Here is a 14,577-nt window from a genome sequence, read left to right as displayed (position 1 = left end):
AAATAACGCTTCTTCCTATCATGACAGACACCATTTATATCAATACCAAAGCTACAAAACAACTCACTTATGATGCCATCGTAATAGGAAGCGGCATCAGTGGTGGATGGGCAGCCAAAGAACTCACCGAGAAAGGGCTCAAAGTACTCATGGTAGAGCGCGGTCCCAGACATGATCACCTTAAAGATTATAAGACTGCATCTCTGAACCCTTGGGAAATGGAATATCGGGGACGGACCACAACTAAACAAAGAGAAGATTTTCCTGTCATCCACCGCGGGTGGGCAGCCAGCGAAGCAGTAATGGATGCCTGGGCAGATGAAAAAGATTCACCGTATACTGAGATCAAACCTTTTACCTGGTGGCGTACCTATCGTATGGGCGGAAGGAGTATTCTGTGGGGCAGACAGAGTTACAGATGGAGCGAGATGGACTTTGAAGCCAATGCCAAAGATGGCGTGGCAGTAGACTGGCCTATCAGATACAGAGATATCTCACCCTGGTATGATCACGTAGAAAAATTCATAGGAGTGAGCGGTTCAAAAGAAGGCCTTGCTCAATTGCCTGACGGACAGTTTCAACCACCTATGGATCTGAACATAGTAGAAAAAGAAGTATCAAAGAGCATACGGTCTCATTACAAAGGAAAGCGACATTTATTTATAGGTCGAGTGGCAAATCTTACTGAAAACCTGCCTAATCGCGGGAAATGCCAATACAGAGCACGTTGCTGGGAAGGGTGTCATTATGGTGGATATTTCAGTACACAGTCGTCAACTTTGCCTGCTGCAATGGCTACCGGCAATCTGCATATCATAACCGGTGCTATCGCCATAGAAATACTTTATGACAAGGATTCAAAAAAGGCGACCGGAGTAGAGATACTGGATACAGAAGATAATAAAACATATACCTTTAATAGCAAGATTGTCTTTGTATGTGCATCGGCACTCAACAGTACCTGGCTCCTTATGAACTCTGCCACCGACATATGGCCGGAAGGTTTAGGAAGCAGCAGCGGAGAGCTCGGTCACAATGTGATGGACCACCACTACAATCTGGGAGCCAGTGGCAAGGTAGAAGGGTTTGAAAATTTTTATACTTACGGGCGCAGACCCAATGGATTTTATATCCCGAGATTTGTAAATATCAATGGAGATAAACGTGATTACCTGAGGGGATTTGGATATCAGGGTGGTGCCAGTCGCGAAGGCTGGCATCGGGATGTCGCAGAACTCAATATAGGTGCGAGCCTGAAAGAAGCACTCAGTGAACCCGGTTCATGGACAATTGGAGCAGGTGGATTTGGTGAATTATTACCATATCATGAAAATCGCATCCTGCTCGACAAAAGATATTATGATGATGATGGAAATGTGGTCACTGACCCGACAAAAGGAAAGCAGAAAACTGACAAATGGGGGCTTCCAATATTGGCAACTGATGCTGAACTGAGAGAAAATGAACTGAAAATGCGAAAGGATATCGTAGAAGAAATGAAACAGATGCTTGAAATTGCCGGTGTAAAAGATGTCAACACATGGGATAGCGGACACAACATAGGTCATGGCATACATGAAATGGGTACCGCAAGGATGGGCAGAGACCCGAAGACCTCCGTACTCAATGGCATGAATCAGATTTGGCACGCTCCGAATGTATTTGTGACTGATGGGGCCTGTATGACGAGTAGTGCTTGTCAGAACCCATCATTGACCTATATGGCACTGACCGCCAGAGCCGCAGATTTTGCCGTCAAAGAACTTAATAAAAGAAATATTTAATCATGGACAGAAGAACGATTATCAAGCATATATCCCTCATGACAGGTGCTGCATTTGTCGGCGGAGAATTATTTGTAAAGACCGGGTGCAAAGCAGATAAAACTAATCCGGCATCATCAATACTTACCGCTCAGCAAGTATCGCTGCTAGATGAAATAGGAGAAACTATCCTGCCACAAACCGACACTCCCGGTGCAAAGGCGGTAGGTATAGGTCTTTTTATGAATAAAATGATTACAAATTGCTATACGAAAGAGCAACAAAGCGTATTTTTATCTGGAGTGGAAACCTTAAAGACTGATTTTCAAAAGAAATACGCTGCAACTTTTGAAAAGGGTAGTCCTGATCAAAGAGAAGAATTTCTCAATTCTATCAATGCAGAAATGGTAAAATACAATAAAGATAAAAAGCAAGAAAACGCTGAGCACTATTTTACAATGATAAAACAATTGACAATTCTTGGGTACTTTACTTCGGAAGCCGGAGCAACAAAAGAGTTGCGGTATGAAGCAGTGCCGGGTAGATATGATGGATCATACCCATACAAAAAAGGGGATAAAGCATGGGCAACCTGATATGAGTGTATAACAAACTGTTTTGCCCCTAATTAACTGAACACTCATTAAGGCCTACTAACAGAACAAGGTTTTGTAATTCAAAAAAGACTACATACCTTTGTGATGACGGACGACCGACGGTGACGTTTTGTACCGAAGGTAGATAGCTCAGGCCTGACTATCTTTTTTTGAGTCTGCGACTCAATGACGGACTCCCTCTGGTTCAGTATTACCCGATGGATTCCCCTCTTTATATTTCAGTGGAGATTGAAGTTTCAATCTATGCAATAGCCACTTCTGGTTATATTTGGCAACAAATGTATGAATATTTTGATGTATTTCGTCTATATTTTTAAATGTATTGATTAAGGTTAATTGTTCTTTGAGCGTTCTGTGGAATCTTTCAATAACCCCGTTGCTTTGTGGGCTTCTTACAAAGGCAGAACTTTTTAAAATGCTTAAAAAATTCAATTCATCTTCAAAAGCTTTGGAATCAAATTGAGTGCCATGATCCACTCTGAGCTTTAGATTTGTACCTTTACACACATCTTTGGCCACATTGCCAAACTCGGCTCTTACAGCGTTTCTGAGAGCTTGCATCGCATCATTTGCATTGGATGTTGTGTTTACGTACCATCCTTTAATTTCGCTATTGAAATGATCCGAGATATCAAATAAGTAAATTTTTCCTATACAAGTATGAAATTCTTTGATGTCCATGCCCCAGATTTGATTGGGACAATCCGTGATGATCTTACCGTCGTGATGATACCTGAGTGGGTGTGATCTGTTTTTTGATGACACAGAAGCTCATTTTCTGTCATGATCCTTCTTAGCCTTTCCTTACCCACATCGATGCCATATTCTTCTTTGAGCCTAACCTTGAGTTTCTTATAGCCTTCTAAATAAAAAATAGGCTCGGCTATATACTTCCTTAAGGCTTGAAGCACTTCAACGTCTGAGTACACAGATTTTGGCCCTGGCTTACATTTATCTGTCTTCAATGACCGCCTGTCATACCAAGCTCCTACGCTTAGGTCACTGACCTTAAGAGCCAATCTAATATTTGGTTTTGGTTCTGTATTGATTAGCATGGAAACTATTTTTCTTTTATCTGACGAATCAATACCATCTTTTTTTATACAGGTCAAGCTCTATGGCTTGGCGACCAATGATCGCTTGGGCTTCACGCAGACGATGATCGTCCGAGCTCTTACGGAAACCTTCTTTACCTTTGCTGACAAAGATATCACGCCACTCACTCAATTGACTGGCAGATACATGATGGATTCTACAAAGTTCATCCAGTGACTCACCTCGCAATAATTGCAGTACCAATTCAGTCTTTTTATTGGTACTCATTCTTTCTTTTTTCTTGTTTTCCATAACACAAAATTAGTGATTTAAAAAAATTTAAACTTTTTTTGTGTTCGCATTTAATTGAGGGCAAGACAAAACTGCAAAAATTCATATTTTCCTCGCTACCGCCCAATTGTCATAATAAAAGCGATGCATTCCCCTTCTGGGAAGGGATATGAAAAGACAAATTACCTTCCCAATAAACACCTCATTCCCTGAAGGACGACCCGCCCAATTCAACCAAGCTTTTACTGTTTATTAAATAGAACACTGAACAAGTGCAATTTGTAATACGTACTACTTGATCCTTTAAGCATATTCTCAGTTGGATTTTTGATAAATTTGCCAAAATTTGAATAGCCATTGTCTTTTGTATCCATTATTATCCCCGCACTCAATGAAGCTGATAACATTAAATCACTTATTGAGATATTCGACAATCTGAATGAATCGGATTTTGAAGTTATCATCTCTGATAGTGAGGTCAGCAGAGATGATATGGGTTTTTTGGCTCAAAAAAGATATGTGAAGTACATCAAATCAGACAAAACAGGTAGGGCATACCAAATGAATGATGGGGCTAAAATAGCAAAAAACAACATATTAGCTTTTTTACATGCTGATGTCAGACCACCTGATACCTTTATAGCAGACATCAGGGAAACTATAAATCAGGGATTTTCATTCGGTTTTTTTTCATATAGATTTGAACCCACAACATGGTTGCTGGATATCAATGCTTCTTTTACAAAAAGAGACGGAATTTTTGCAGGTGGTGGTGATCAGATACACTTTATGACAAGAGAGATTTTTGATAAAATGAATGGTTATGACACATCGTTTTCCATTATGGAAGATTTTGATTTTGTGAAGCGGTACAGAAAAACAGGACTCCCAATCAAAGTGATCGCCAATCCTGCCATAGTATCTTCAAGAAAGTATTACCATAATTCCTGGCTTAAAGTAAATATACTCAATTTGATAGCATATGTTATGTTTAAATTTGGGATTCATACAGACAAAATTAAAAATATGTATTATAAAAATCTCAGGAAACCGAATGGTTAGGATATCAATGTTGTAAATTTGCAAATATTCTCTAAGTGAACCTAAACTGCACTAAATGTATGTTTAAATTTTTATCATTTGGCTCCAAGCGGCAAATTTAAACATACCTAAGGATAAGACATTATGCAATGTATATTTTGCTAAAAAGTGAATTTTATTTGAAATCAATATAGGTATGAGGCTCCAAATGTACATATTGACCATATTTATTTCAGGATTCATATCTTGTCATGATAAGGAAAACTCGTGCTTGACTCCGGAAGAATCACTCACAGATTTTGAAGTGGAAGAAGGATTCAGGATTTCATGTGTAGCGCAAGAGCCTGATGTACAGGATCCCGTAGCCATAGCATTTGATGATGATGCCAATATGTGGGTGGTAGAGATGAACACTTACATGCCAGATGTCAATGGAATCGGAGAGCAAGTACCATTAAGCAGCATAAAAATACTAAGTGACAAAGACAAGGATGGGTATTATGAATCTGTAAAGGTTTTTGCTGACTCACTTACCTTGCCGAGAGCAGTTTGCCCGGTGTACGGTGGAGTATTAGTAGCTGAGCCTCCTTTCTTGTGGTTTTATGACGAACCCGGAGCAAAAAGAGTCGTGGTCGACAGTTTCTATGCTGACGGAGGTAACGTCGAGCATCAGGCCAATGGGCTATTACTCGGCCTGGACAATTGGATATATTCGGCCAAGTCTGTTATGAGATACCGGCGAAATCAAGGCAAATGGGAAAAAGAATCAACCATCTTCAGAGGCCAGTGGGGCATAGATCAGGACGTAGAAGGGAGATTGTTTTACAATCACAACAGCGCTGTTTTACTTGGAGACCAGTACCCTCCCTCTGTCATGCCGCATTTATCAATCCTCATTGGAGACAAAATAAAAAATCAATTTGGTCAGTCATTTTCCCCCAATAAAGTCTATCCCCGTCATCCTACTCCAGGAGTCAATCGTGGGTATGAAAGTGGAGTTCTCGATAGTGCCGGTCGACTTACTGATGTCACTTCAGCATGCGGTGTGAGCATCTGCAGTGGCGGACAGTTCGGTCAAAAATATGAAGAATATGCCATCAGTTGTGAACCTGCCGCTCAACTCGTCAGGAGAGTAATTCTGGGAAAAAAAGAAGGTAAAATAGTTGGAAAATTACCCTACACAGAAAAAGAATTTTTACGATCCGGAGATGAAAGATTCAGACCGGTTTATTCCATTACGGGCCCTGACGGAGCATTGTACATTGTAGATATGTACCGAGGAATCATTCAACACAATACATATATGACAGGATATCTTCGAGAGTATATCGAAAAGCACGGTTTGGATAAAGTCAAAGGCATGGGAAGAATCTACCGGATACAATATGGTAAAGAAATTACTGAACATGTAAGAATATCAGATAAATCGGGAAAGGAATTGGTAGACATGCTTCAACATTCCAACAAATGGGTTCGCATAAGGGCACAATGGAAGATACTGAATGAAAATGACGAAAGTAAGTACCAGCCAATGCTGAATGAATGTTATGAAAAAACTCAAAGTGACATCACTAAACTTCACATCCTACATATTATTAGTATGTATCAAAAGCCCGATAATAGTATATTGCTCCAGGCTGCTGCTTCAGATAATGAAGCTTTGCGACATCAGGCCATATCAGCATTGTCAAAGACAGATTTTAAAGCTTTCCAAAATGTAAGAAATAAGAGTAACCAGCGTGATGAGATAGCTTATGTTGCTGCAGCATTCCGCGATCTTCCATATAAGATTGACATATCAAGGCATGTTTTATTGGGGGGATTGATAAAGGAATATGCCAATGACAGTTTATTCGCAGCTATTATAGCCGGAAGTTTGTGGCAATATGGTAACAATGAAGAGAATATCCGACATTTCAAATCATCAGTATCTAAAAACTCATTATTAAACAAATGGCTTGACAAAACACCAATACCTCCAAAAGATAATGAAGCAGATGTCGCACATCTGACGACATCCCAAAAGGAAATGTATTACGGAGGTCTTCACGCATATGAAGCATACTGTTCGGGTTGTCATGGAAAAAACGGAGAAGGAGTTGATATAATAGGTCCACCTTTGGCCCAATCTGAATGGGTGACGGCTTCAGATCGAAAGATACCTATATCCATTGTTCTTAATGGTATATCCGGTCCAATCACTGTAAATGGGAAATCCTACACTTTTAACGGCCCAATGCCTGGTTTGAAAGATAATCAGACCATCAATAATGGTACAATAGCAAATATCCTCACTTTTGTGAGAAATAGCTGGGGCAACAAAGCGGATGCCATATCGACAGAAGATGTATCAAAGGTCAGGATGGCAGACCCCATGATATTGCCCACTGAAGTAACTTTACACAATCCTGACACAGCTCCAAAATCTGGTAAATATAAGTAAGAAAAAGACTAAAGTTCAATGGCCAAGTCATTATGCCTCCACTAATTCCAATGTAATAAACAAGTATTCTATTAAAATATATGAATGATGATTTATACCAAACAGAAAATTGATTGCGAAAATTTACAATCATAATTATTTAATTTTCAATACACTATGATATAAATTTTTAATAGAAAATTTTTGTCCACGATAAATACTATTATTGACATATATTTGTTAAAAATTTACAGATATGACAGGTGCTATGTTTCGGATCCTATTTTTATTATGCTTTCTTTTTTCTCCATATTATTCCTTCTCTCAGGACATCATCACCAGAGTAGATGGCACAAAAATTTATGGAAAAATCATAAAAGAAGACTCCGCAAATGTTTATATTGAATCAGATATCGGTGGGATCCACGAAGGCATTTTTATTAACAAAACAAGAATAAAGAATATCAATTATGGCGAAAAGAATATAAATGTGGAATTAGATTCAACTTATAGCCAAATGATTACATATAAAAAGGGTATATCGCGATATCATTTTTTCATAGGTGACAGAATTTTAAAAAATAGGGAAGTTGCTGCTATAATTTCATCTCATCCTCCCGCTTTTAATAAATTCAAATATGCATTCGGAAATAAAGGTTTCTCCAATGTTTTGGGTTTTGCCGGAGGATTTTTAATGGGCAACGCTATTGGAAGATATGTCTTTAAAAAATCAAATGGATTTGAAGGAACAAAATTTTTAATCGGAGCAGGAATTGCAGTAATAAGTATTCCCATTGGTAAAAAGGCTGATTTTCAAAAACAGGAAGCTGTAAGGATGTACAACGAATCTCTGGGACGGCAAAAAATATTAGGTTATCGAGAGGACATCGAATTAAAGATCAGCCCAACGGGGATTTATGTTACTTTTTAGTGTTTAAGGCAGAAATATTACCCATCTTTGCACTTATTTGTTAACATTTCAACTATTTAACCCATTTATGTCAGATATCATTTATGGTCGAAATGCCGTGCTGGAGGCTTTCCACTCTTCAAAAGATATAGGCAAGGTCTACATGCTCAGTACTTTAAGGGGCGAATTTGAAGTTCAGGTCAGAAATATTTGCCGTGACAAAAGCATTCCTCTGGTCAAAGTTCCCGAGATAAAACTCAATGAACTGACAAAAAATAAAATTCATCAGGGCATCGTAGCTGAAACATCTCCTGTAGCCTATGTGGATTATAAAGATATTGTGGCTACTGCCTTTGAGAAAGGTCATGTCCCATTGCTTATCCTGGTGGATGGTGTTACGGACATGAGAAATGTAGGGGCCATCGCCCGTTCATCATACTTTTTTGGAGCTCATGGTTTGGTTTTAACCGGAAATTCAGGAGGTCGTGTCAATGAAGATGCCGTTAAGACATCAGCAGGTGCTATACTCAATCTTCCTGTTTCGCGTGCCAACAGCCTTTTTACCTTGATCAGTGATTTGCAGTCTATGGGCATCAAAGTGATCGCATCGAGTCTCCATGAAGCTGCTTTGCCTCAGGAAGTGGATATGAAAGAACCTGTCGCATTGCTCCTGGGTTCGGAAGACAAAGGATTACACTACAAAGTGCTTGAAATAGTGGATGAAGTGGTCAAAATACCGGCCAACAACACTTTTGACTCTCTAAACGTTTCTGTTGCTACAGGTATATTGCTTTATGAGTGTCGTAGGCAAAGGCAGGCACAATAATTAAGTCAAAAAAATTGGGTGTATCCCAAAATTGAACTATATTATATAATTTTTAAGTTTCCAATGTAGTGGATTATCCATAAAACATTTTTCAAATTTTATTTCAGAAATCAACAAATATGAATCATAAGAAATTTTCATTCAGGATAGTTTTTCCATTGCTTACAATGCTTTTGTTTGTCTATGCATGTAAAACTACCAAACCTTCAGAACTCACTTATAAACCATTAGAAAAAAATCTGTTGTGGGAGATCAGTGGTCCCGGTATCACCAAACCGTCTTTCCTCTATGGTACCATCCATATCATCGGTGCTAAAGATTTTTATCTGCCCAAAGGCACGATGTCGGCTTTTGATGCTGCTAAAAAAGTAGTGTTTGAGATAGATATGAAGGAGATGACAGATATGTCCAAAATGATGGGTATGATGAATAAAATCTTCATGAAAGATGGTATGACGCTGAAAGACCTGGTGTCAGATGCGGATTACAAAATGATAGGAGAGCATTTTAAAAAAGTAGGATTGCCCATATTTATGCTGGAGAGGATGAAGCCCATGTTCCTGACTGTATTTGCCTATGCTGACATGGATCCTTCCGGTCTTAAAACCGGCAATATGAAGTCTTACGAAATGGAATTTATGGAAATGGCACAAAATACCAATAAAGAAACCGGTGGTCTCGAAAGTATTGACTTTCAGATCAGTCTTTTTGACGAAATACCTTATGATGTGCAGGCAAAAATGCTCGTGGACGCAATCAAATCAACGGACAGTGAAGGAGATGATGAGTTTAAAAAAATGACAAAAATGTATCTGGATCAGGATATATCAGCAATGGTCAAAATGATCTCCGATGAAGGTAGCACCGTAGCAGGCTTTGAAGACAAACTTGTCAGTGGCAGAAATAAAAACTGGATACCCCTGATCATCGAAGAAGCAAAAAAATCGCAGACATTTTTTGCAGTCGGAGCCGGTCATTTGGGTGGGCCGGATGGTGTCATTCATTTGTTGCGCAAAGCTGGATACAAAATGAAGCCTGTACAATAACTACCAAGGTGGATGAACATCAAAATCTGTGTTTTAGTCTGTCTGTCTTTTTCTGTTTTTTGGATCAAATGTAAAAGCAAATCTGAGGCAGCTCAGCCGGTTGGGACAGAAATCCATTTGGACAGTACTTCAGTAGAGGAAGCTTCGGCAGTTGTTTCGGCCTTGGATACATCTGACTACCAGAGAAGAGTACTTGCACTCGCTCATGATAGTATCTCAAAAAGATGGCCTGTGCCTGATCTCCCATTTCCTGAAGCTGACGCCATCCTTCCTTTTTATCGTATTGTGGCCTATTATGGAAATTTTTATTCAAGACATATGGGCATACTCGGGACACTGGCAGAAGATCAGCTTATCACAAACCTTCAGAAAGAAGCAAACGCCTGGAGCAAAGCAGATACCACAACACCTGTACTTCCTGCCATACACTATATAGCTATCACAGCTCAAAGCCGACCCGGACAAGGGAACAACTACAGACTCCGAATGCCGGAAAATCAAATCAATAAAGCCATAGATCTCGGGAGAAAAATCAACGGCATCACCTTTCTGGATGTTCAGGTAGGTCATAGCAGTGTACAAGCAGAAGTGCCATCGCTTGAAAACTATCTGAAAAATGAAGACGTTCATCTCGGCCTTGATCCTGAGTGGTCTATGAAGGATGGAACTGTACCTGGAAGGAAAATCGGAACCATGGATGCAAAAGATATCAACTTTGCTATCCGCTATCTATCAGACCTTGTAAAAAAGCATCAGTTGAAACCCAAAATAATTGTGGTCCACCGTTTTACCTTAGGTATGATCACCCATGCCGAAGATATAGAACCCACACCACAGGTGCAGGTGGTGATCGATATGGATGGATTTGGGTTTCCGGCAAAAAAAGTGGATTCTTACAAGCGGGCTGTATCGGCCTATCCGGTTCAATTTACCGGGTTTAAACTCTTTTACAAAAACGACAAACTGACAAAACCCTACAGGCTGATGACCCATGATGAAATACTCCGGCTGTATCCAAAACCCATTTATATACAGTATCAATAAATGTTTAGTTGATAGAACATTACCCAGACATGTAGCCCAGGATAAGTACCTTTGCAATTGCTCTTTTTTTCTATCATAAATCTATAAAGACTACCGCTCTATATTGGTTAGAAAAAAATATGAAGCGGCTCATAAAGAGATGTCATCCACTACTATAATCAGTAGATAATAACAATTTCGGGCGATTTAAGCCTTAAACAAGAAAAACTAACTTTGCAACACATAAACTAAGAATTAAAAACATACAATGTCAGACAATTTTGAATTTAAAGACCCTTTGGCAAGCAGCCGAAAAACTTCGCAACCACATGGATGTGGTTGAATACAACCACGTTGTATTGGGTTTGATATTCTTAAAATATATTTAAGACGCTTTTGATGAACTCAACAATGAATTAAAAGCCACAGAAAGCGAAACAGGTACCTAGCCAGAAGACAAAGACGAATACACAATACACAGCCGAAAGAGTTTTTTATTACCACCTTCTGCACGTTGGAAATTATTTTGAATTGATCAATGCTTATAAATTAAAAATCTCAACTATGATTTTATTATTTAGTTCGAGGAAAGTGTTTATTACTTTTTCCTTTGTTTTCTTCATCTAGTCCGATTGGTCTAAAATAATTAGTACATTTGGTCAAAATTTGTCAATTTAAAGTTATGAATAGGAGACAAATTCCTCAAATCACTAATACGAAATGGTTCCCATCTTTTTTGACACGTTGTATATACGAGTTCATGACATGGTTCGTTGTAAAGGTCAATGCCTCGAAACCATTTATTCCCGTTATCGAGGAGGGTTTAAAACATGCAAACCAAATCATAGTAATCGATAAGAAATGTGGGGCCGGATTTGCAACTGTCGACCATTTGATTGATGGGAAGATAAAAAGAGTGAAAGTGGATGCTGATAATTTTGAAGCCACCGAAGAAGGATTATACTTGAGTGTAAATTCATTTCATCAGTTTACTGTGAAGGAAGCTAAGGAAATTCTAGCTCAGGTCTCGAAAAACCGACAGCCAATTGTGGTAGTTGAAGGAAATAACGACAGCCTTTGGCAAGTATTCGGTATGACTGTTATTGTCCCATTAACCGTTATTCTTACAGCACCTTTTGTTAAACCATTCCGATTAGAAAGACTTGTTTTCACATATTTGATACCACTGTTGCCCTCAGTTACTTTCCTGGATGGATTCATCGCGTTATTCAAGTTATACGCTCCAAAGGACCTTGATGAATTGACAGCATCTTTAAACGAAGAGAACTACTATTGGAGATCCGGTAAAATGGATAATGGAAGAGGAGGTAAAATAATCTTTTTAATTGGACACCCTGTGAAATAATTACAGAAACGTTTGAGCACCTGACGCAATGGTGGATTGCGGAGCAGTAAATAGTCAATATACTGCAGAAGAAAAGATTACCATAACCGGGTGAGCCGATATTTTTTATAAGTTTTGGATGTTCCTTTTCTTTTGGCAAATCTTTTTTAACGGTTCCGTTGCAGGCAATTCCAAAAAGTAATATTGGCAGGAAAGTAATGACGTGTGCGTATTTCATAATGTATTTTAATTACTTAAGATTTAAATTAATACTTCCACAAGGAATTTCTTTATCGCTTGATGTATTGTAATTTTTTGACCCATCAACTTTTACTCTATAAAAAAGATTTTGATCTTTTAAGCTGAGTCCTGTTCTCAATGCACCATCTACTCCTTTATTAAACAGAGTAACGACATAAAAGCCACTCGATTCTTTTGGATTGATAGTCCGTTTCAATGAAGATGATTTATGAATACCATTATCTAAAAAAGATTCTAGATCCAGGCCATAATTAAACAAATTTACTTTATCTAGTGACATTGTGTCGGAAGGAAGCAATATTTTAAAGGATCTACCAGGTGAAGACGGAAGCTCATATGAATCTACAGGAAAGCTGATCTTCAATTCCAGAGGATTATCTGTTTCATTGATTATACGAGTCCAAAATACAGCATAAACATATACCTTACCATTAGGGTCAGTGTATTTTAGTCCACCTCTTGGGAAGCCGTTTTGTATTATTAGGCGCTTGCCGATAGCGTCGGCATACTCAAATTTGGTGTAAACATGAAGTCCATCAGATCCGGAAGATGTGACTTTGTCTTTGGTTTCGGACTTGATATTATCTTGTGGTAAGTTTGTTTTGTTTTGTTCTTTACAAGAGATGCAAAAAATAATTATAAAGAACAAGCCAGCTATGTATTTCATCATTTTCTCTTTTTAGTATTAATTCCAGCAAAACTAAAAGTCTTTGTGCTCGGCTTTAGTAAAAAGAAGGTAAAAAAATGTAAAAAAAATGTAAAAGTTGCTTGAATAGCATAATGTGAATGGTAAATACTGAATCTTTGCCATTAATGATTATTCACACAGACCTATATGCCCATTAGAGAAAATAGGACGTCATTGCAAAAGTGGCATATTGACTTGCTTTGGTTTTAGTGTCGGAATGTGGGGTCAGCTTGGTAGGAATAAACACTTTGTAATCAACTTGCATAGGACAGGGAATAGTCAAGGAACCTGCAGATATCTCCATACTGTAAAAATTTATGCTGCATGTCTGACCCTGCTGTCCGCCGAAGCGGATTTAGTTCAAAGGAGTTTTTTTCATTCTTGCCACTTCATAACAAATGAAAACTTAGTAGTTACCACCAGTTTTTCTATTCACATTGAACATATGTCGCTTTATAATCAATCAGTTTCTTTAATTTTTTATTATTCAAAAGTTGAACTTCAGGGTCAACAACCATAATTCTTTTAAGGTTAAGCTCAATCTCCCAAATACTTAATTTCTCTGTCTCGTCATTGATAGCTTGAAAGAAATATCTGTCACCATCCTTGCAAAAGTCAATTGGTCTATCTTCAATTTCTGTCATTGATATTAATTCCTTACAATTTTTAATATCGAAAACCGAAAAACCTGTCAAATCCGAATCGAATTCTGAAAATAGTAGTCCTTCTTCTTTGTCAATAGAGATCACTCCACCTATAGATTTATGAATTTGCCCCTTATTGTTAATGATTATGGTTTCTCCTTCATAGTCACCAAACTTTGAAATTATCAAGCAGTCATAATATATTTCATCATAAACTTTGAGTCCATATTCACCACCAACTGGCTCGATATTTTTAAAAATTAATGAGTCAATCAGGATGCTATTTCTGTATATCATTATTTGAGCAATGCAATAAGGTTCTACTGCACTATCTGATAAGTTTTTATACTGACTAATTACAGCCTGAATTTCTCCTAGTTTTTTAACGACTTTTGTCGTCTTGTATTTTTGCTTAAAGTTGTCAAACTGGTTTGTTTTAATAGAATTAACTGAATTCATATCAGTTTTTCTGTTGGCAACAGTGTAACACCTAAGTGTCAGTAAAGTAACTATCAGCGATAATATAAATTCTTTTTTAACTGTTAAAATCATGTTCCTGTTGTCTTTTAAAATTGGAGGTATTATCATGCAGCTACAAGAAGGTAGCGATGTGAAATAATAAACTGTCTGCCTGTACTGCACTTGGATGTAAGCACAAAGCTTCA

Annotated in this window: 14 protein-coding genes; 9 read left to right on the top strand and 5 right to left on the bottom strand. The window is 38.1% G+C overall.

Features of this window, described 5'->3' with window-relative positions; all coding sequences use genetic code 11:
* Positions 1-20 precede the first annotated feature (20 nt).
* Positions 21-1,784 (top strand): GMC family oxidoreductase, encoded by a 1,764-nt coding sequence (locus tag IPK35_21400; protein MBK8055757.1) that lies wholly within the window; start codon positions 21-23, stop codon positions 1,782-1,784.
* A gap of 2 nt (positions 1,785-1,786) precedes the next feature.
* Complete coding sequence (locus IPK35_21395; protein ID MBK8055756.1) at positions 1,787-2,359, top strand: gluconate 2-dehydrogenase subunit 3 family protein; 573 nt, start codon at positions 1,787-1,789, stop codon at positions 2,357-2,359.
* A gap of 183 nt (positions 2,360-2,542) precedes the next feature.
* Here IPK35_21395 and IPK35_21390 read toward each other — a convergent pair whose 3' ends face one another.
* The 3 genes from IPK35_21390 to IPK35_21380 are packed head-to-tail and all read right to left on the bottom strand — an operon-like array spanning position 2,543 to position 3,727.
* Positions 2,543-3,061 (bottom strand): transposase, encoded by a 519-nt coding sequence (locus IPK35_21390; GenBank protein ID MBK8055755.1) that lies wholly within the window; start codon positions 3,059-3,061, stop codon positions 2,543-2,545.
* Entirely contained in the window at positions 3,031-3,492 is a 462-nt protein-coding gene (locus tag IPK35_21385) for a transposase (protein MBK8055754.1), read from the bottom strand. Before IPK35_21385 ends, IPK35_21390 begins: the two co-directional genes overlap by 31 nt.
* Positions 3,464-3,727: a helix-turn-helix domain-containing protein gene (locus tag IPK35_21380; GenBank protein MBK8055753.1), complete on the bottom strand. Its 264-nt coding sequence runs from the start codon at positions 3,725-3,727 to the stop codon at positions 3,464-3,466. The genes IPK35_21385 and IPK35_21380 overlap by 29 nt, the downstream gene beginning before the upstream one ends.
* A gap of 336 nt (positions 3,728-4,063) precedes the next feature.
* Between IPK35_21380 and IPK35_21375 the strand changes: the two genes are divergently transcribed.
* The 7 genes from IPK35_21375 to IPK35_21345 all read left to right on the top strand — a co-directional run bounded on the left by IPK35_21375 (position 4,064) and on the right by IPK35_21345 (position 12,340).
* Positions 4,064-4,768: a TIGR04283 family arsenosugar biosynthesis glycosyltransferase gene (locus IPK35_21375; GenBank protein MBK8055752.1), complete on the top strand. Its 705-nt coding sequence runs from the start codon at positions 4,064-4,066 to the stop codon at positions 4,766-4,768.
* Between the two features lie 175 nt (positions 4,769-4,943).
* On the top strand, positions 4,944-7,190 hold the full coding sequence (locus tag IPK35_21370) for a dehydrogenase (protein ID MBK8055751.1): 2,247 nt from the start codon (positions 4,944-4,946) through the stop codon (positions 7,188-7,190).
* A 235-nt stretch (positions 7,191-7,425) separates the two neighbouring features.
* Positions 7,426-8,100 (top strand): hypothetical protein, encoded by a 675-nt coding sequence (locus IPK35_21365; protein MBK8055750.1) that lies wholly within the window; start codon positions 7,426-7,428, stop codon positions 8,098-8,100.
* Positions 8,101-8,167: 67 nt separating this feature from the next.
* Positions 8,168-8,905: a 23S rRNA (guanosine(2251)-2'-O)-methyltransferase RlmB gene (gene rlmB, locus IPK35_21360; protein ID MBK8055749.1), complete on the top strand. Its 738-nt coding sequence runs from the start codon at positions 8,168-8,170 to the stop codon at positions 8,903-8,905.
* 119 nt (positions 8,906-9,024) lie between these two features.
* Positions 9,025-9,951: a TraB/GumN family protein gene (locus IPK35_21355; GenBank protein ID MBK8055748.1), complete on the top strand. Its 927-nt coding sequence runs from the start codon at positions 9,025-9,027 to the stop codon at positions 9,949-9,951.
* A gap of 12 nt (positions 9,952-9,963) precedes the next feature.
* Entirely contained in the window at positions 9,964-10,995 is a 1,032-nt protein-coding gene (locus IPK35_21350; GenBank protein MBK8055747.1) for a hypothetical protein, read from the top strand.
* A 739-nt stretch (positions 10,996-11,734) separates the two neighbouring features.
* Positions 11,735-12,340 carry a hypothetical protein gene (locus IPK35_21345; GenBank protein ID MBK8055746.1) on the top strand — a complete coding sequence of 202 codons (606 nt, stop codon included), beginning with the start codon at positions 11,735-11,737 and terminating at the stop codon, positions 12,338-12,340.
* Positions 12,341-12,569: 229 nt separating this feature from the next.
* On the opposite strand, the gene IPK35_21340 is transcribed toward IPK35_21345, so the two are convergent.
* Both IPK35_21340 and IPK35_21335 read right to left on the bottom strand, forming a co-directional pair.
* On the bottom strand, positions 12,570-13,250 hold the full coding sequence (locus IPK35_21340) for a hypothetical protein (protein ID MBK8055745.1): 681 nt from the start codon (positions 13,248-13,250) through the stop codon (positions 12,570-12,572).
* A 446-nt stretch (positions 13,251-13,696) separates the two neighbouring features.
* Positions 13,697-14,464, bottom strand: a complete 768-nt coding sequence (locus IPK35_21335) for a hypothetical protein (GenBank protein MBK8055744.1) — start codon at positions 14,462-14,464, stop codon at positions 13,697-13,699.
* Positions 14,465-14,577: the final 113 nt, after the last annotated feature.

Source organism: Saprospiraceae bacterium, assembly GCA_016713025.1.
Taxonomy (GTDB): domain Bacteria; phylum Bacteroidota; class Bacteroidia; order Chitinophagales; family Saprospiraceae; genus OLB9.
Note: the sequence above shows the minus strand (reverse complement) of the source record. Positions and strands in the feature narration are given on the sequence as shown.

Bases quoted from the DNA above. Each gene is read 5' to 3' on its own strand.
- IPK35_21400 (MBK8055757.1), top strand. From the start codon at position 21: ATGACAGACACCATTTATATCAATACCAAAGCTACAAAACAACTCACT.
- IPK35_21395 (MBK8055756.1), top strand. From the start codon at position 1,787: ATGGACAGAAGAACGATTATCAAGCATATATCCCTCATGACAGGTGCT.
- IPK35_21390 (MBK8055755.1), bottom strand. From the start codon at position 3,061: ATGGACATCAAAGAATTTCATACTTGTATAGGAAAAATTTACTTATTT.
- IPK35_21380 (MBK8055753.1), bottom strand. From the start codon at position 3,727: ATGGAAAACAAGAAAAAAGAAAGAATGAGTACCAATAAAAAGACTGAA.
- IPK35_21370 (MBK8055751.1), top strand. From the start codon at position 4,944: ATGAGGCTCCAAATGTACATATTGACCATATTTATTTCAGGATTCATA.
- IPK35_21365 (MBK8055750.1), top strand. From the start codon at position 7,426: ATGACAGGTGCTATGTTTCGGATCCTATTTTTATTATGCTTTCTTTTT.
- rlmB (MBK8055749.1), top strand. From the start codon at position 8,168: ATGTCAGATATCATTTATGGTCGAAATGCCGTGCTGGAGGCTTTCCAC.
- IPK35_21355 (MBK8055748.1), top strand. From the start codon at position 9,025: ATGAATCATAAGAAATTTTCATTCAGGATAGTTTTTCCATTGCTTACA.
- IPK35_21350 (MBK8055747.1), top strand. From the start codon at position 9,964: ATGAACATCAAAATCTGTGTTTTAGTCTGTCTGTCTTTTTCTGTTTTT.
- IPK35_21345 (MBK8055746.1), top strand. From the start codon at position 11,735: ATGACATGGTTCGTTGTAAAGGTCAATGCCTCGAAACCATTTATTCCC.
- IPK35_21340 (MBK8055745.1), bottom strand. From the start codon at position 13,250: ATGATGAAATACATAGCTGGCTTGTTCTTTATAATTATTTTTTGCATC.
- IPK35_21335 (MBK8055744.1), bottom strand. From the start codon at position 14,464: ATGATTTTAACAGTTAAAAAAGAATTTATATTATCGCTGATAGTTACT.